We start from the raw sequence: 16,340 nt of genomic DNA, 5'->3' as shown, positions 1-16,340 counted from the left end.
GGGTCAGCCCGCAGAACGCGCAGGCGCTCACACCGGTGTTGCTGCAGGCCGGCATCGACCTGCTGGTCATCCAGGGCACCATCGTCTCGGCCGAGCGCGTCGCCAGCAATGGCGAACCGCTGAACCTGAAGACCTTCATTTCCGAGCTCGACATTCCGGTGGTCGCCGGCGGTGTGCTGGATCACCGCACCGCGCTGCACCTGATGCGCACCGGCGCCGCCGGGGTCATCGTCGGCTACGGCTCCACCAGGGGGGTGACCACCAGCGACGAGGTGCTGGGCATCAGCGTGCCCATGGCCACCGCGATCGCCGACGCCGCGGCCGCGCGCCGCGAATACCTCGACGAGACCGGCGGCCGTTACGTGCACGTGCTGGCCGACGGCGACATCCACACCTCCGGCGAGCTGGCCAAGGCCATCGCCTGCGGCGCCGACGCGGTGGTGCTGGGCACGCCGCTGGCCGAATCCGGCGAGGCGCTCGGCGGCGGGTGGTTCTGGCCGGCCGCCGCGGCGCACCCGTCGTTGCCGCGCGGGGCGCTGCTGCAGATCGCCGTCGGCGAGCGCCCGCCGCTGCGGCAGGTTCTCAACGGGCCGTCCGACGACCCGTTCGGCAGCCTGAACCTGGTCGGCGGCCTGCGCCGGTCGATGGCCAAGGCCGGTTACTGCGACCTCAAGGAGTTCCAGAAGGTCGGCCTGAGCACTGGAGGCTGAGGCCGGCTGACGTTCGGCGCCCTACTGGTTTGTTACCGGCCGGTAAGGCCATACTGGTGCGATGAAGCCGGATTACGACGTCCTGATCATCGGGTCGGGGTTTGGGGGCAGCGTCAGCGCGCTGCGGCTGACCGAAAAGGGCTACCGGGTGGGCGTGCTGGAGGCCGGCCGCCGCTTCTCCGACGAGGAGTTCGCCGAGACCTCCTGGGACCTGCGCAAGTTTCTGTGGGCCCCCAAGCTCGGCTGCTACGGCATCCAACGGATCCACCCGCTGCGCAACGTGATGATCCTGGCCGGCGCCGGGGTGGGCGGCGGTTCGCTCAACTACGCCAACACCCTGTACGTGCCGCCGGAGCCGTTCTTCGCCGACCGGCAGTGGGCGCACATCACCGACTGGCGCGACGAGCTGATGCCGCACTACGAACAGGCGCAACGGATGCTGGGCGTGGTGCAGAACCCGACGTTCACCAACGCCGACCGCCTCGTCAAGGAAGTCGCCGACGAGATGGGGTGCGGCGACACCTTCGTGCCCACCCCGGTCGGGGTGTTCTTCGGCCCGGATGGCAACAAAGCGCCGGGCAAGACGGTGCCCGACCCGTACTTCGGCGGTGCCGGCCCGGACCGCACCGGTTGCCTGGAATGCGGCTGCTGCATGACGGGGTGTCGCTACGGCGCCAAGAACACCCTGGTGAAGAACTACCTCGGCCTCGCGGAATCCAATGGGGCACAAGTCATTCCGATGACCACGGTGAAGGGCTTTGAGCAGCGCCCCGACGGGCTGTGGGAGGTCCGAACGGTACGCACCGGAAGCTGGCTGCGCCGCGACCGGCGCACCTACACCGCCTCCCACCTGATCCTGGCCGCGGGCACCTGGGGAACGCAGCATCTGCTCTTCAAGATGCGCGATAAAGGCCGCCTGCCTCGTCTCTCGGAGCGATTGGGCGTGCTGACCCGCACCAACTCCGAGTCGATCGTCGGTGCCGCGACGCTGGAGGTGAAGCCCGAGCTGGACCTGACGCACGGGGTGGCGATCACGTCGTCGATTCACCCGACATCGGACACCCACGTCGAGCCCGTCCGCTACGGCAAGGGTTCCAACGCGATGGGGCTGCTGCAGACGCTGATGACGGATGGGCCAGACCCGGAGGGTCCCCCAGGCAGCGCAGTGCCGCGGTGGAAGCAGTTGCTGCACCAGGGCCGCAACGACCCCCGCGAGATCCTGCGGATGATCAACGTCCGGCAGTGGAGCGAGCGCACGGTGATCGCGTTGGTGATGCAGCACCTGGACAACTCGATCACCACGTTCACCAAGCGCGGCAAGCTCGGAATCCGTTGGTATTCCAGCAAACAGGGGCACGGCGAGCCGAACCCGTCGTGGATCCCGGTCGGCAACGAGGTCACCCGCCGAATCGCCGCCAAGATCGACGGCGTGGCCGGCGGCACCTGGGGCGAGCTGTTCAACATCCCGCTGACGGCGCACTTCCTCGGCGGCGCGGTGATCGGCGACGGCCCCGAAAGCGGCGTCATCGACCCCTATCACCGGGTCTACGGCTATCCGACCCTGTTCGTGGTGGACGGCGCGGCGATCTCGGCGAACCTTGGCGTCAACCCGTCGCTGTCCATCACCGCGCAAGCCGAGCGGGCCGCTTCGCTGTGGCCGAACAAGGGCGAGAATGACCTGCGGCCGCTGCAGGGGGACACCTACCGCAGAATGTCCCCGGTTCCGCCCGAGCACCCGGTGGTGCCGGCGCATGCGCCGGGCGCGTTGCGCTGGATACCGGTCGACCCGGTGAGCACCGCGGGCTGACGCCTCGTCAGCTTGCGATCGCCTCCAGGGCCGGTCGGTCGGCGACCCGCGGCGCTCGGCTACGCCGAGCTTGCGATCGCCTCCAGGGCTGGTCGGTCGGCGACCCGCGGCGCTCGGCTACGCCGAGCGTGCGATCACCACCATCGGGGCGCCGCTGACGACCCGGCTGCCTTGCCCGTGCACGTTGACGGGCACATCGCCCATCAACGTGACCCGATGCATGAGCCGATGCTGGCCGTCGTAGTCGTCGATGGCCCGGTGCTGGGTCGCCCGGTTGTCCCAGATGGCGACGTCACCATACGCCCAACTCCAGCGAATCGTGTTCTCGGGCATGGTGATTCGCCGTTGCAGCAGCTCGAGCAGGACCGTCGATTCGTAGCTGTCCAGGCCGACGAACCCGCGAACGAAATCTCCTAGCACCAGCGTGCGCTCACCGGTCTCCGGGTGCACGCGCACCACGGGATGCTCAGTCCGGAAATCCGGCTTGTCGAACGCCTGCCGGAAGGCCTGCTGCGCGTCGCTCAACGCTTTGATCGATTCGACGGTCACGTAGTCGTGGCGGTTGGTGTGCAGCGCCCACAGATTGTCGACGAGCCACCTGAGCGGCTCGGGCAGGTCGTCGTAGGCCGCGGCGGTGGAGGCCCACAGCGTCGAGCCGCCATAGCTGGGCAGCGTGACCGCGCGCAGGATCGAGGCCGCCGGATAGTTCGCGGCGAACGTGACGTCGGTGTGCCAGCGCGTCGCCTTGCCGTACTCGGAGTTGATCGGCGTGATGATCGGCGCGTTCTCGGCCGCGAGGAAGGCGGCCGCGGGGTGGCCGATCGGGGTCCCCAGCAGCCGTGAGAACTCAAGCTGTTGTTCGTCGTCGAGGTGGTCCTGCCCGCGGAAGAAGATCACCTTGTGGGTCAGCAACGCCTCGTGGATCTGCTCGACGGTGACCGGGTCGAGGTCGCCGCCCAGCTGGACGCCGTCGAGTCGGGCGCCGATCCGGCTGCCCAGCTTGGTGACGGTGATCGGCTTGGTCATTTCTTTCGTCCTTTTGCGGTGAAGTCAGTGTAGTCAGTCGACTACATGCGCTAGTGTAGTCACATGACTACACGTTCGGCAAGCGTTAGGCGCAAAAATCCCACCGGCCGGGAAGAGGTTGGCGCCGCGATCCTGGAGGCCGCCACCGACCTGTTCGCCGAACGGGGCCCGGCCGCGACGTCGATCCGCGACATCGCCGCCCGCTCAAAGGTCAACCACGGGCTGGTATTTCGGCATTTCGGCACCAAGGACCAGCTCGTCGGCGCCGTGCTCGATCACCTCGGCGCGACGACGACGGCGTTGCTGCAGAATGACCCGACCCCCGCGGACGCGGAGCGGGCGCTGGACCGGCACATGCGGGTGATGGCCCGCACGTTGCTCGACGGCTATCCGGCGGGGAAGTTGCAGTCGCGGTTTCCGGGCGCCTCACAGTTGTATGACGGCATCCGCTCCCAACACGGCCCCGGCCGTGACGGAGACGTCAGCGCGCGTCTGGCCGTGGCGAACGCTTTTGCGCTGCAGTTTGGTTGGCGACTGTTCGCGCCCTTCCTGCGCTCGGCCACCGGTCTCGACGAGCTGACCGACGCCGAAGTGCGGCAGGCGGTGCAGACCGAGGTGGCCCGGATCGTCGAGCCTCACTGAGTCCGGGCCAGGGCCCGCCGGTGCAGCGGCTCGCGGCCCGGCGGCTGCTGCGGTGTCGGCAGCAGCGGCTTGCGGATGTGCACCGCGACGGTCGTCGGCGAATCGGTGTGCAGGGTGAGCTGTTCACCGGCGTGCCGGATGTTCAGCTCGTGCTCGGGCCCGTCGTGCACTGTGTAGGTGACCTCGGAGTGGTCGACGTCGACGGTCAGCCGGAAGTCTCGCCACCGCAACCGGAACCGAAGGCGCGAAATGCCGTCGGGCAGTAAGGGATCCAGCGACAGGACGCCCTCGTCGTCGCGCAGGCCGCCGAACCCGACGACAAGCGTCATCCAGGCCCCGGCCAGCGAGGCCATGTGCAGCCCGTCGCGGGTGTTGTGGTGCAGGTCGCGCAGGTCGATCAGCGCGGCCTCGTAGGCGTAGTCATGGGCCAGCTCCAGATGGCCGACCTCGGCACACATCACCGCCTGGGTGCAGGCCGACAGCGACGAGTCGCGCACCATGCGCCGCTCGTAGTAGTCGACGTTGCGCGCCTTTTGTTCGGGCGTGAACGCGTGGCTCTGCCACTGCATCGCCAGCACGAGGTCGGCCTGCTTGATCACCTGGGCGGGGTAGAGCCGCACATAGGCCTCGTGCAACAGCAGCGGGTAGGTGGTGTTTTTTTCGAAGTCCCACTCGGCGAAGGTGGTGAAGCCTTCGCACTGCTGATGGACGCCCAGCTCCGCGTCGTAGGGGATGCTGACGGCGTCGGCCGCGTCGCGCCAGGCGGCCGTCTCCTCGTTGGAGACCTCCAGCGCCTCCGCCTCCTCGGGGTGGCGGTTGCAGGCCTCGGCGGCCGTGACGAGGTTGTGGGCCGCCATCAGGTTCGTGAAGACGTTGTCGCGCACGACCGCCGTGTACTCGTCGGGGCCGGTGACGCCGTCGAGGTGCCAGACGCCGTGCCGGTCGTGGTGCCCCAGCGACATCCACAGCCGGGCGGTCTCGACCAGTACCGTCAGGCCGCACTCCCGCTCCAGGTCGTGGTCGCCGGTGACGATGCGGTACCGCTCGAAGGCCATGGCGATGTCGGCGTTGATGTGCCAGGCCGCCGTGCCGGCCGGCCAATAGGCCGAGCATTCCTGCCCGCGGATGGTCCGCCAGGGGAAGCTGGCCCCGGCCAGGCCGAGCTCGGCCGCGCGCTCCTTGGCGAGGTCCAGCGTCGACGCCCGCCACCGCAGCGCGTCGGCCACGGTGTGCGGCGCGGTGTAGGTCAGCACCGGCAGCACGTAAGCTTCGGTGTCCCAGAAGGCGTGGCCGTCGTAGCCGGTTCCGGTGAGTCCCTTGGCGGCGATGGCGCGGCGTTCGGCGCGCGCGCTGGACTGCAGCAGGTGAAACATCCCGAACCGCACGGCTTGCTGGGATTCGGGGTCGCCCTCCACCTCGACGTCCGCATTTTGCCAGAAGTCGTCGAGGTAGGCCTTTTGCGAGTCCAGCAGGCCCTGCCACCCGCTGTAGCGTGCGCTGTGGATCGCGGCGGCGGCCTGGTCGCGCAGCGCGGGACGGGAGCGCATGCTCGACCAGCCATAGGCCAAATACTTGACGATGCGCAGCTTCTGGCCCGCGCGCAGCCCGCAGATCACCGTGGTGCGCGCGAGGTCGGGACGGGCGTCGGTGCTGAACTCGACGCGCCCGGGAACATCGATCTCGTGATCCATCGCGGCCGACATCATCAGCGCGCTGGCCCGGGTCCGGTGCATGAGAAGCGCTCCGGTCTCGGTGTTTTCGTGGTCGACGGCCTCCAGCGGGTGCTCCAGGATCGCCGACACCCGCGGGTCGGCGGAGGTCTCCGGCTGGTCCTCGTTGGTGACCAGTTCAGATTGCACGGTCACGCGAACGAATTCCTCGACCGCTTCCACGATGTACTCGATCGCCGCGACCCCGCGGTGGGCCAGGGAGACCAGCCGGGTGGACACGACTCTGATTTGCTTGCCGGCCGGCGAGCACCAGTGCGTGCTTCGGGTCAGCGTCCCGGCGCGCAGGTCGAGCACCCGCTCGTGGGAGAGCAACTCGCCGTAGCGGACGTCGAACGGCTCGTCCTCGACCAACAGCCGGATGATCTTGCCGTTGGTGACGTCGACGAGCGTCTGGCCGGCCTCCGGGTAGCCGTAGCCGGCCTCGGCGTACGGCAAGGGCCGGATCTCGTAGAAGGAGTTCAGGTAGGTGCCCGGCAGGCCGTACGGCTCGCCCTCGTCGAGGTTGCCGCGCAGCCCGATGTGCCCGTTGGACAAGGCGAACAGGGATTCCGACTGTGCCAGCAGGTCCAGGTCGAGCCGGGTCTCGCGGACCTGCCACGGTTCGACGGGGAATGCTTCCTCACTGATCATCGGGGATCATTCCTCCAACAGCTCGGCGAGATCGGTGACCACCACGTCGGCGCCGTTGCGGCGCAGGTCTTCGGCCTGGCCCACCCGGTCGACGCCCACCACGTAGCCGAAGTTACCGGCACGGCCGGCCTGCACGCCGGACAACGCGTCTTCGAAGACGGCCGCGGCGTCGGGCCCGACGCCCAGCAGCTCGGCCCCGCGCAGGTAGGAGTCGGGGGCCGGCTTGCCGGCGATGTGCTCCTCGCGCAGCGTGATGCCGTCCACTAGCTTCTGGACGAACCGGTCGAGGCCGGTGATCTCGAGGACTTCGCGGGTGTTAGCGCTCGAGGACACCACGGCGATGCCGAGACCCGCGGCCGAGGCCGCCTCCAGGTAGCGCCGCGACCCGTCGAACACCTCGACACCGTCGTCGTGCAGGATCTTCTGGAATATGTCGTTCTTGCGGTTGCCCAGGCCGTATATCGTCTCGGCGTCGGCGGGGTCGTCCGGATCGCCGTCGGGCAGCTCGATTCCCCGGCTGTTCAGAAACGACCGGACCCCGTCTTCGCGCTTCTTGCCGTCCACGTATTGCCGGTAGTCCGCGGCCGCGTCGAAGGGGACGAACTCCTCTCCCGTTCGCTTGGCCCGCTCGGATAAGAAGGCGTCGAACATAGCCTTCCAGGCCTTGGTATGCACGCTCGCGGTATCGGTGAGCACACCGTCGAGGTCGAACAGACAGGCACGCACCTTCTCTGGCAGACCCAGCACGGGTGGACCTCACTCTCGGGTATCGGGGGTCGGGCGGTATCCACTCCACCATGCTTGGCCGTGCGCCGCCAGCGTCACCGGCCGTCGCGGCGCCGGTTTAGGTGTCGTTCAGCAGTCCACGCTCGATGAGGTCTAACACCTGGGCTCGCGAGAATCTGATGGCGGCGGGGCTCGTGGGTAGCGGTCCATCGAGTAGCAGGCCGGCCAGGCCGTGCACGGCTGACCAGGCGGCAATCTCGGCTCCCGGCCTGAGGCGAGCATCCAGTAGACCGGCGGCCTGGGCTTCGTCGAGCACTTGACCAAGGACCTCGTAGGGTTCGGCGCCGGCGGTGGTGTGTGTTGGCTCGTCGCCCGCGGTCGCGGGATGGGAGGTGAACGCGGTGCGGAACAGCCCCGGCTCGGAAATTGCGAAGTCGATGTAGGCGGTGCCGACCGCGCGCAGTCTCTTGCGAGGGTCGGTGGCGCGATTGACGCGTCGGCGCATCTGCGCGGCGAGCTCGTTGCGCGCAAAGCGCGACACCTCGGCCAGCAGCGCCTCCCGGTCGGCGAAGTGGCGGTAGGCCGCCGAGTGCGACACTCCGGCGGCGCGGGCCGCCTCGCGCAGGATCACCTGATCGGGGCCGCCCTCGCGGGCCAGCGCGATGCTCGCCTCGATCAGGGCCGAGTGCAACGCGCCGTGATGGTAGCCCTTTTTGCCGGAGGGGCCTGCGCCAACGGAACCCATGCCATCACGATCTCACGTCGACAGTTATGTTGACAACGGTCACATCGCGGTCGCATACTACAAAAGTAACCACCGGTCACATCTTCGGTATCCGACCAGGGAAGGGAATTCCAATGACAAAGGCACGTGTGCTGGTCACCGGCGCCACGGGAAAGATCGGCGGCGCCGTGGCGACGCAATTGTTGGAAAGGGGCGTGACCACGAGGGCTCTGGTGCATCGCGACGACGGGCGAAGTGCCAGTCTGCGCGCCTTAGGCGCTGAGATCGTCGTGGCGGATATGCTTGACATTCAACAGGTTCAGGCCGCGGTCGACGGCGTGGATCGCTTGTTCTTCAACCCCCCGTACCACCCGCATGCACTCGACAGTGCGGTCACCTTTGCCGTGGCCGCGCGCAGCGCAGGCGTTCAGGCAGTGGTCGCGCTGGGCCAGTGGCTGGCCAGCCCCGAGCATCCGGCGCTGATGACTCGCCATCATTGGTTGTCCGACAAGCTGTTCGCGCTGCTGCCCGACACCGCCCACGTCGCGGTTGATCCTGGCTTCTTCGCGGACAACTATTTCCAAGTGCTGCCGGTTGCCGCCCAACTCGGGGTGTTGCCCATGCCGAGGACGGGGGCACGACTCAACGCGCCCCCATCCAACGAAGACATCGCCCGGGTCGCCGTGGGTGCCTTGCTTGACCCGCACCGCCATGACGGTCGGGCCTACCGCCCGACCGGGCCAGAGCTGTTGTCCGGCGCAGACATCGCCGACGCGGTAGGTGAGGCGTTGGGCCGACGCGTCCGCCTCATGGAGATTCCCCCGTGGATGTTCATGCGGGCGATTCGCGTGAGCGCCAAGCAACTCGGAGTCGACATGTACTTCGAGTCCGGCTTGCGCCATTACCTGCCGGAGACCGGCCTGGGAGCCTGGGAGGTGGGCGGGCCGACCACTCATGTGCGTGATGTCGCCGGGGTCGAACCCGAAGACTTTCTCACCATCGCCCGCCGCTACGTCAACGCGGCGGACACCCGGCGCACCGCAGGCAAGATGCTGCACGAAATCGGGAACCTCATGCTGACCGCAGTTGTGCCGATGCATGACCTGGATAGGTTCGACCGACTCCAGCAGCATCCCCAGCCGGCCCGTCCGCGGTTGTCGGCCGAGTCGCCCGTGTGGCAAAGCGAGCACAACCCGTCCGTTGACCCGGCCCGCTACCGGTTCGGCACAAGCAATATCCCCCGCGTGTCGGCATCCCCGGACCGACTGTGGAACCAGCGATTGTCGTCCTAGCCACAGCGCCGCGACAACGTGCTTGCGCACCGAATCCGATTACCGCCCTGCGCCTTAACGTGCAGCCAGCGGGCCGTCGCCGCGGCGGCTGGCCCGGTGGCCGCGGGCGATCATCTGTCCTGTTCGAAGCGAAAATGGCATTACCCTATCGGCGAGGTCCGTGATCCGATCTTGTCGGTGGTTTCCAGCGGCACCCTGGTGCCGTTCAGGAACAAACTCAAGAGGCTGAACCACGCGATCGTAGCGATGTACTTGCGTGTGACGGTTGTCCCGAACGTGCCGAGTAGAGATCGGAGTACGCCATCGGTGAGGGTGCCCGAAACAAGGAGTTCATCTGTGGCGGCGATTAAGAGCCGGTAATCGGCGTCAAGGCCGTCATCCGCAAGTTCCCCTGCGACCGCGTCGATCTCGGCAGACGTCAGTCCAGCGTTTCTGGCCATCTGCTCATTGGCCTGCCACTCATAGGGACAGTTGAGCAGGGACGCAGCACGCAAGATGATGACTTCCCGATGTTTGGCGTCGATATCCGGCTCATTGAAGACGGCTTGGACCATGCCGACAAGGGCGGGGAACATGTTGCCGGTGCCACACATCATCTTCATGACGTTGAGCGCGGTGTCGGGCTGATATGCATCCCCGAGCAGCGCGGTTATCTCGGCGTCATCGGGAAGCGGAACCACAACGGCCGCGCTGTACGGGCTTGGCTTCGCCATTTGGACTTACCTCCTGGGACTCGTCGATCTTTCTCACATTAATCACGGAAGGCCTCGACGGTCCGATAAGACTCAGGCGCTTACCGCAGGGACTGACGGTCGTTCGGATCTAGGCAGATGACGCCGTCCCAAACACCCTCAACGCGTTACAGATAGCGGCGTCGGACCGGAAGCCAGCACGCCGCCAAAGGGACCGTGGTGAGCAACCCGAGCGTGACCACGCTCGCCAGGTGCCGGCGCTCGTCGCGCATGGCGACGGCCATGACGAGCATGACGCCAAAGTGCGCGGAGTTCGCGGCGAGATTGAAATCGAGGAACAACGGGTTGGCGAGCGGGGCTTTCGCCGAGGCGAACAGGAAGAGCCCCCAGACGATGTACACGGTGGCGAACATGACGGCGATCGCGTCGCCGCCCTCGCCCCAGTCAAAGAGCGCGTTGGCCCGATGAGTGATGGCGAACACCAGGTCGGGCACAAAGAACAGCAGATACCCGACCGCGGTCAGCCGGATCATCACCGGCAGCCACGACGCCGCGCGGGTCTGCCTCACGAACCGGCGGCCCTTGCGCTGAAGTGCCGGATGATGCGGGCCATCTCCGTGGGGCGCTCGAGGGCCGAGAAATGGCCCGTGCCGGGCACCGTGACGGCCTGGACACCAAGTTGGCGGGCAACCTGGTCCCGCTCCACCGGACGCGACCAATCACGCTCGCTGTAGACCAACGTGACGGGAGTCTTCACCTGCGCGTAGCGGCTTTTCGCGTCGACGAACCCGGCCAGGCTGCGCACGATGGCCCGATTCACCCTGGGGTAGCCGGGCCGGCGGCCGCTTCGCCGTAGCTCACCAAGCAGGTCCTCCGGCAACGCGCGGTGGTCGGCGAAACCGCCCCGCAGCACGCCTCGCAGGATCATGCGAGTCTCCGATCGGGTGAAGACCGGTCCGGATCCGGGCAGGCGGACGCCCGCTCCGATCAGGCGGGCGAACCAGTTGCCGCGTTCAAGGCCGCCCGGGTAGTCGTAGGGGTTGAACGCGATCACGTGGCTCACCCGGTCCTTCAGCTCGATCGAGGCCAACAGCGCGATCGCGCCCCCCATCGATTCGCCAGCCAGCGTGAGGTCACGCAGGTCGAGGGTTTCGATGAATTCGGCGACGGCGCCGCGCAATTCGGCCTCTCCGTATCGGGCGCCGGGTATGATGTCGGACCATCCCATGCCGGGCAGATCCAGGGCGCACACGGTGAAGTCGTCCCAGAGCGCGGGCACGACACGCTGGAAGTAGTCCAGCTGCGTGCGGACGGTGTGGAGCAGGACAAGCGGTGGGCCGGTTCCCGCCGTGAAGTAGCGCAACCGGGAGCGGTCGGACCGCCGGAGGAACTTGACCTCACCGCAGCCGCCGCTCCATGTCAGCGTGTAGCGTTGGTCGGGAATCTCGTTGGGGGGCATGGCATTCACGCTTCGCAGATCGCCTGGACGGCGCGAACGCGTCCGTCGGCCAGGGCCTGGGTGAGGTTCTCGGCTTTCCGCTGGAAGTCGGTGACGAAGACGTGCAGGCCCAGCGGGTTGACGGGCTGGGACAGGATGGCCTGCATCAGCGCGGCCGCCCGGTCGGTGAGGTCGTTCCAGTCCTCGACGGCGAACCCGGCGGACTCGATAACGGCGCGCAACTCGTCGGGGGTGACCAGATGGCTGCGTGCGGGGTGGTCGGCCCAGGGCAGGGGATAGCGGAGTTCGCCGACGTCGCCAATCATGATGTCCCACACGGCAAGCCGACCGCCCTTCTTTAGCACCCGGCGCGCTTCGGAGTACAGCCGCGCCTTGTCCGCCACGTTCATCTGGACGTGCTGGCTGATGGCCACGTCGAAACTGCCGTCGGCGAAGGGGAGCGCGGTGACGTCCGCCTGACGAACCGATATCCGGTCGTCGAGCCCGACGAGCCGGTTGAGCCAGCGGTTCGTTTCGCAGTATTCGTCGGTGAGATCCACGGCGCTGACTCGGCAGCCGTAGCGCTCGGCGACGTAGCGGGCGGTGCCGCCGACCCCGCTGCCCGCGTCGAGGACTTCACTCTCACTGCTGATCTGCGCCAGGTCCACCAGCTGGGCGGTGGCGAGGCGGCCCATGGTGTGGAAGTCCTCCAGCAGGCCGAGGTCGGCGGGTGCGAGGCGGTCGAGGCCCTTTCCGGCGGAGAGCAGCGCTCGCTCGATGTTGTTGCGCGACAGGCCCGTCGAGTACTGGTCCTGGATTGTGTCGTTCATTTCTGCACCTGAGTCCATGCCGTGATGATGGGCGGCATCGTGAGGAGGGCGTTGGCCGCGAGCGCCTCTTCGCGGAATCGCGGCACGAAGTTGTCGATGTCGGCAATCTCGTCGATGGCGAAGCCCCTCTGCTGTGCAATGGGGGATACCAGCCGCCAGACTTCCGCGGCGTAGGCCAGCATGTCGATGTCGGCGGCGGTGCCGATCGGCGCGCCGAGGGTCAGCCGGGGCGCGCCCAGGCCGGCGTCGGCGAAGATGGTGTGCAGCGTGGTGCCGAACCGAGGGCTGAGCCCCATGGCCTCGAAGGCGCGGACGATCCCGTCGATAACCCGCCCGAACAGTGGCATGTCGGGGATGCTGCGCGCCGCGGTGATGTCGTTCTCGGAGAACGCCATCACGCCGCCGGGGCGCACCAGGGAGCTGAGGTGCCGCAGGGTGGCGGCGGGGTCGGGCAGGTGCATCAAGATCAACCGGCCGACCACCGCGTCGACCGGTTGGTCCAGGGCGATCGCGTCGATCGGGGTTCGCGTGAAATGCACTGTGGACAGACCTCGTTCGGCGGCGCGGGCGCGGGCCAGTTCGACCATCGCGGGTGCGGCGTCGACACCGAGCACGGTTCCCGCGGGGCCGACCAGCCGGGCGGCGACAAACGACACGTCGCCCGGCCCGCAGCCGATATCGAGCACCCGCATGCCCGGGCGCAGCCCGGCGAGCCGCAGCGCGTGCTCGGTGTAGCTGTCATACAGCCGTCCCTGCAGGAGCAGCCGCTGCACCTCCATGTCGGCGTGTCCGAGGACATAGTTGCTGCCGCTCGCCGCGGCGGATGGCGTCGTAGTCATGTTTTCGTGCCTTTCTCTGCGGGGGAGGTCTTAGGCCTTGGCCAGGGTCGTGGTTGCGGGGGACGGCGTCGTTCGCCGCGCGCGTGCGGGCAAGAGCCAGGCCACGATGATCGCGGCGCCCAGCGCGATGCCGGCGCATACCAGCGAGCTCACCTGCATGCCGTCGAGGAATGCGTGATCGACGACGCCGCGGACGTAGCCGGCTTGTTGGGCGGGCAGCCGCTGGATCATCGTGTGCGCCAGGGCCATCGAGTGCCGCATCGGCTCGGCGGGCAACCCCGGCAAGGCTGCGGCCCCGAGATGCCCCGAGTACACCGACGCGAAGATGCTGCCGGCGATGGCCACGCCGAGGGTGCCGCCGAGTTCGCGCGTCGTGTCGTTGACGGCCGAGCCGACGCCGGCCTTGTCGGCGGACAGCGATCCCATGATGGCCTCGGTGGCCGGCGCCGTCGTGAGGCCGAGGCCGCCACCGAGCAGCAGCATCTGCATCGCGATCTGGTCGTAAGGCGTCGCGGCGTCCGCCGTGGACGCCCATGCCAGCCCGGCGGCGAAGATGGTGAGGCCGGCGGCGACGACGGCGGTGGTGCCGACTCGTACCACCAGTCTCGGCCCCAGGATGCTGGCCAGCGCGATCGACGCGGCGACCGGCAGCAAACGCACGCCGCTCTGAAACGCCGTGTAGTCCTTGATGAATTGGAAATATTGGGTGATGACGAAGATGAAGCCGAACAGCGTCAGGAAGCCGGCTGTCACCGCCAGGCTGCCGCCGGAGAACCGCCGGTTGGCGAACACCGAGACGTCCAGCATCGGGTGGGTGCTGCGCCGCTCCCATGCCGCGAACCCGGCGAGAACCATTGCCGCGACGGCGAATCCGGCCGCGGTCCGGCCGTTGGTCCATCCCCAGGTAGGCGCCTCGATGACCGTGTAGACCAGCGTCGTGATCCCGGCCGTGGACAGGATCAGGCCGGGGATGTCGATGCGCGGCGCCGCCGGGTCGCGCGAGGTCGGAACGAACAGGGCGCCGCCGACGATGGCCAGTGCCGCGATGGGAATGTTCACCATAAAGATCGAGCCCCACCAGAAGTGTTCGAGCAGCCAGCCGCCGCTGATCGGCCCCACGGCCACCCCGACACCCACCATGGCCGCCCACAGTCCGATCGCCTTGGCACGCGGCACCGGGTCGCTGAAGATGTTGGTGATCAGCCCGAGCGTCGTCGGGAAGATCACCGCCGCGCCCACGCCCATGGCGGCGCGGGCGACGATCAGCGCGTCGGCCGAATTAACCTGTGCCGCAACGCCGGAGGTGATGGCGAACAGGGCCAGGCCGAGGTTCAGCGCGCCGCGCCTGCCGTAGCGGTCGGACAGGCTGCCGGCCGACAGCAGCAGGCCCGACATCACCAGTGTGTAGGCGTCGACGATCCATTGCAGCTGGGCGGTGTCGGCGCCGAGTTCTCGCGACAGGGTGGGTAGCGCGACGTTGACGATGGTGGCGTCGACGCTGATGACGAAGACGCCGAGGCAGATGACCGCGAGTGCGGCGATCGGGCGGTTTCGAAAAATCGGGAAGGCGGGTTCGGTGCTCATGGACAAGACGCTAAAGCTAACAGACAAAGAAATCAAGTAATCAGTTGAAAAAGATGTCTTGCCGAGGTAGCATGGGCTGGTGTCGTCCCGCAGGAACTACAACCAGAACTGCCCGATCGCCCGCGGGCTCGACGTCGTGGGCGAGCGCTGGACATTGCTGATCCTGCGCGAGCTGGTCGGCGGCCCCCGCCGCTACGGCGACCTGCGCGACGCGCTGCCCGGCATCGCAACCAATCTCCTCGCCGAGCGACTCAAGGAACTGCAAGGCGCCGGACTCGTCGACCGCGCCGACCTGCCGGCCCCGATTGGGCGCACCGTCTACACCCTCAGCGACACCGGGTGGCAGCGGGTACTGCCGATCCTGCAGAGCATCGCGTGGTTCGGGCTGGACCGGCTGGACCCGATCGGGGATGGCCCGGCATCGCCCCTGAACGGGTTCCTGGCCGGAATCCTGCTGGGCTTCGACCCGGCCAGCGGGGCCGGTCTGGAGGTGACGTGTCGCGCCGAGATCGACGGCCGCCGATTCGAATTCGCGATAACGCAAGGGCGCCTGGCGGGCGCTCACGGCGATCCTTCGGTGACTCTCACCGCGAGCGCGGCGGACCTTGTCAACGCCCGGCTGGGGTCAAGCGAAGCCAGGCGCACGGCGGCGTTGCGGCGCATCGCCTTCGACGGCGACCCGGATGCCGTCGGCGCGGTTCGTCAGGCGGTTTCGCTGTGACATCCGCCGAGTACGCCGAGACCGAACGCGAAACCGCGTGGGATGCAGCGTAAATAACGAATACGGCGTGCTTTACCGCTAACCAGCCGTATTCGTCTTCGCCGGGCGTCTCCAGCGGCACGCCCCGGGTGGGCGCCTCCGGTGGTTCGTCGTCGGGCATCGGCACGGTGAGGCGTTATTGCTCGACGGCGTTCTCAACCGGGTGTCGGTCACATCGTCGGGGCGTCCTCGCCAGCGCGCGTGCGGAATTCACCGTGCTGGGACATCAAAATCTGGGCACCCGATTCGATCCGCCGTGACGGGGCATCCGGGGCGCGAAACCTCGAAGGCCCGCAATACGAAGTGTCGGACGCTCGACGTTTGTCCCAAGACCCCTCGGGTACGCACCGCGCATGTCGTCGCCGGCGTCTCCCAGGTCACTGTTGGTCTGGCACGTGCATGGCTCCTGGATGGAGTCGTTCGTCGCCGGTCAGCATCGCTACGTCATCCCGGTGAACCCGCCCAAAGATGCGGACGGGCGCGGCCTGATGGGACGCAATTGGCCACGAGCACAGGAGGTTTCGGTCGACGAACTGAGCGACGAGGACATCGACCTGGTGATCTTGCAACGGCCGGAAGAGTTTGATCTCGCCGATCGGTGGCTGGGCCGCCGTCCCGGCGTCGACGTCCCCGCCGTCTACGTCGAACACAACACGCCGCGGCCATACGCCGTCGACAGCGTCCATCCTTTGGCCGGACGCCGAGACATCACCCTGATCCACGTCACCGACTTCAACCGGCTGATGTGGGACAACGGATTGGCTCCAACGCGGGTCATCACGCATGGCATCGCCGACCCCGGTCGGCTTTACACCGGCGACATCGCGGCCGCGGCGACCATGATCAACGAGCCGCTGCGTCGCTGGCGCACGGTGGGGGCCGATCTGCTCGTCGAACTGGCCGAGCACAC

The 16,340-nt window shown here is 67.7% G+C and carries 15 protein-coding genes and 1 pseudogene; 6 read left to right on the top strand and 10 right to left on the bottom strand.

Annotated elements, in window-relative coordinates:
* Nucleotides 1-710 (top strand): GuaB3 family IMP dehydrogenase-related protein (locus JWP83_RS23495; RefSeq protein ID WP_297735590.1); only part of this gene is annotated, 710 nt, incomplete at its 5' end.
* Between the two features lie 61 nt (nucleotides 711-771).
* On the top strand, nucleotides 772-2,517 hold the full coding sequence (locus JWP83_RS23490) for a GMC family oxidoreductase (RefSeq protein ID WP_297735587.1): 1,746 nt from the start codon (nucleotides 772-774) through the stop codon (nucleotides 2,515-2,517).
* Nucleotides 2,518-2,634: 117 nt separating this feature from the next.
* On the opposite strand, the gene JWP83_RS23485 is transcribed toward JWP83_RS23490, so the two are convergent.
* Nucleotides 2,635-3,543: a TauD/TfdA family dioxygenase gene (locus tag JWP83_RS23485; RefSeq protein ID WP_297735583.1), complete on the bottom strand. Its 909-nt coding sequence runs from the start codon at nucleotides 3,541-3,543 to the stop codon at nucleotides 2,635-2,637.
* Nucleotides 3,544-3,606: 63 nt separating this feature from the next.
* Between JWP83_RS23485 and JWP83_RS23480 the strand changes: the two genes are divergently transcribed.
* A complete protein-coding gene (locus JWP83_RS23480) occupies nucleotides 3,607-4,185 on the top strand; it encodes a TetR/AcrR family transcriptional regulator (protein ID WP_297735580.1) in 579 nt (192 codons plus the stop codon).
* Here the strand turns inward: JWP83_RS23480 and JWP83_RS23475 are convergent.
* The 3 genes from JWP83_RS23475 to JWP83_RS23465 all read right to left on the bottom strand — a co-directional run bounded on the left by JWP83_RS23475 (nucleotide 4,179) and on the right by JWP83_RS23465 (nucleotide 8,016).
* The gene (locus JWP83_RS23475; RefSeq protein ID WP_297735577.1) at nucleotides 4,179-6,545 is read right to left on the bottom strand and encodes a glycoside hydrolase family 65 protein; all 2,367 of its coding nucleotides are present in this window, start codon (nucleotides 6,543-6,545) and stop codon (nucleotides 4,179-4,181) included. The two genes, JWP83_RS23480 and JWP83_RS23475, sit on opposite strands and share 7 nt — an antisense overlap.
* 6 nt (nucleotides 6,546-6,551) lie before the next feature.
* Nucleotides 6,552-7,292 carry a beta-phosphoglucomutase family hydrolase gene (locus JWP83_RS23470; protein ID WP_297735574.1) on the bottom strand — a complete coding sequence of 247 codons (741 nt, stop codon included), beginning with the start codon at nucleotides 7,290-7,292 and terminating at the stop codon, nucleotides 6,552-6,554.
* A 97-nt stretch (nucleotides 7,293-7,389) separates the two neighbouring features.
* Entirely contained in the window at nucleotides 7,390-8,016 is a 627-nt protein-coding gene (locus JWP83_RS23465) for a TetR/AcrR family transcriptional regulator (RefSeq protein ID WP_297735571.1), read from the bottom strand.
* A gap of 113 nt (nucleotides 8,017-8,129) precedes the next feature.
* Between JWP83_RS23465 and JWP83_RS23460 the strand changes: the two genes are divergently transcribed.
* A complete protein-coding gene (locus JWP83_RS23460) occupies nucleotides 8,130-9,287 on the top strand; it encodes an NmrA family NAD(P)-binding protein (protein WP_297735568.1) in 1,158 nt (385 codons plus the stop codon).
* A 140-nt stretch (nucleotides 9,288-9,427) separates the two neighbouring features.
* On the opposite strand, the gene JWP83_RS23455 is transcribed toward JWP83_RS23460, so the two are convergent.
* From JWP83_RS23455 to JWP83_RS23430, 6 genes are all read right to left on the bottom strand, one after another.
* Nucleotides 9,428-10,000 (bottom strand): carboxymuconolactone decarboxylase family protein, encoded by a 573-nt coding sequence (locus JWP83_RS23455; protein ID WP_297735565.1) that lies wholly within the window; start codon nucleotides 9,998-10,000, stop codon nucleotides 9,428-9,430.
* 146 nt (nucleotides 10,001-10,146) lie between these two features.
* Nucleotides 10,147-10,548: a hypothetical protein gene (locus JWP83_RS23450; RefSeq protein ID WP_297735562.1), complete on the bottom strand. Its 402-nt coding sequence runs from the start codon at nucleotides 10,546-10,548 to the stop codon at nucleotides 10,147-10,149.
* Nucleotides 10,545-11,438: an alpha/beta hydrolase gene (locus JWP83_RS23445; protein WP_297735559.1), complete on the bottom strand. Its 894-nt coding sequence runs from the start codon at nucleotides 11,436-11,438 to the stop codon at nucleotides 10,545-10,547. Before JWP83_RS23445 ends, JWP83_RS23450 begins: the two co-directional genes overlap by 4 nt.
* Before the next feature lie 5 nt (nucleotides 11,439-11,443).
* Nucleotides 11,444-12,247, bottom strand: a complete 804-nt coding sequence (locus JWP83_RS23440; protein ID WP_297735556.1) for a class I SAM-dependent methyltransferase — start codon at nucleotides 12,245-12,247, stop codon at nucleotides 11,444-11,446.
* Nucleotides 12,244-13,086 carry a class I SAM-dependent methyltransferase gene (locus tag JWP83_RS23435; protein ID WP_297735553.1) on the bottom strand — a complete coding sequence of 281 codons (843 nt, stop codon included), beginning with the start codon at nucleotides 13,084-13,086 and terminating at the stop codon, nucleotides 12,244-12,246. Before JWP83_RS23435 ends, JWP83_RS23440 begins: the two co-directional genes overlap by 4 nt.
* A gap of 30 nt (nucleotides 13,087-13,116) precedes the next feature.
* The gene (locus JWP83_RS23430; protein WP_297735550.1) at nucleotides 13,117-14,670 is read right to left on the bottom strand and encodes an MFS transporter; all 1,554 of its coding nucleotides are present in this window, start codon (nucleotides 14,668-14,670) and stop codon (nucleotides 13,117-13,119) included.
* 79 nt (nucleotides 14,671-14,749) lie between these two features.
* Here JWP83_RS23430 and JWP83_RS23425 point away from each other — a divergent pair, with 79 nt between their 5' ends.
* Both JWP83_RS23425 and JWP83_RS23420 read left to right on the top strand, forming a co-directional pair.
* Complete coding sequence (locus JWP83_RS23425) at nucleotides 14,750-15,391, top strand: helix-turn-helix domain-containing protein (protein WP_297735547.1); 642 nt, start codon at nucleotides 14,750-14,752, stop codon at nucleotides 15,389-15,391.
* Nucleotides 15,392-15,783: 392 nt separating this feature from the next.
* A pseudogene (locus JWP83_RS23420) lies at nucleotides 15,784-16,340 on the top strand (glycosyltransferase family 1 protein); the annotation flags it as partial.

The sequence above is a fragment of the Mycobacterium sp. genome, from assembly GCF_025965855.1.
GTDB lineage: Bacteria > Actinomycetota > Actinomycetes > Mycobacteriales > Mycobacteriaceae > Mycobacterium.
This window is presented reverse-complemented; position numbering and strand designations above follow the sequence as displayed.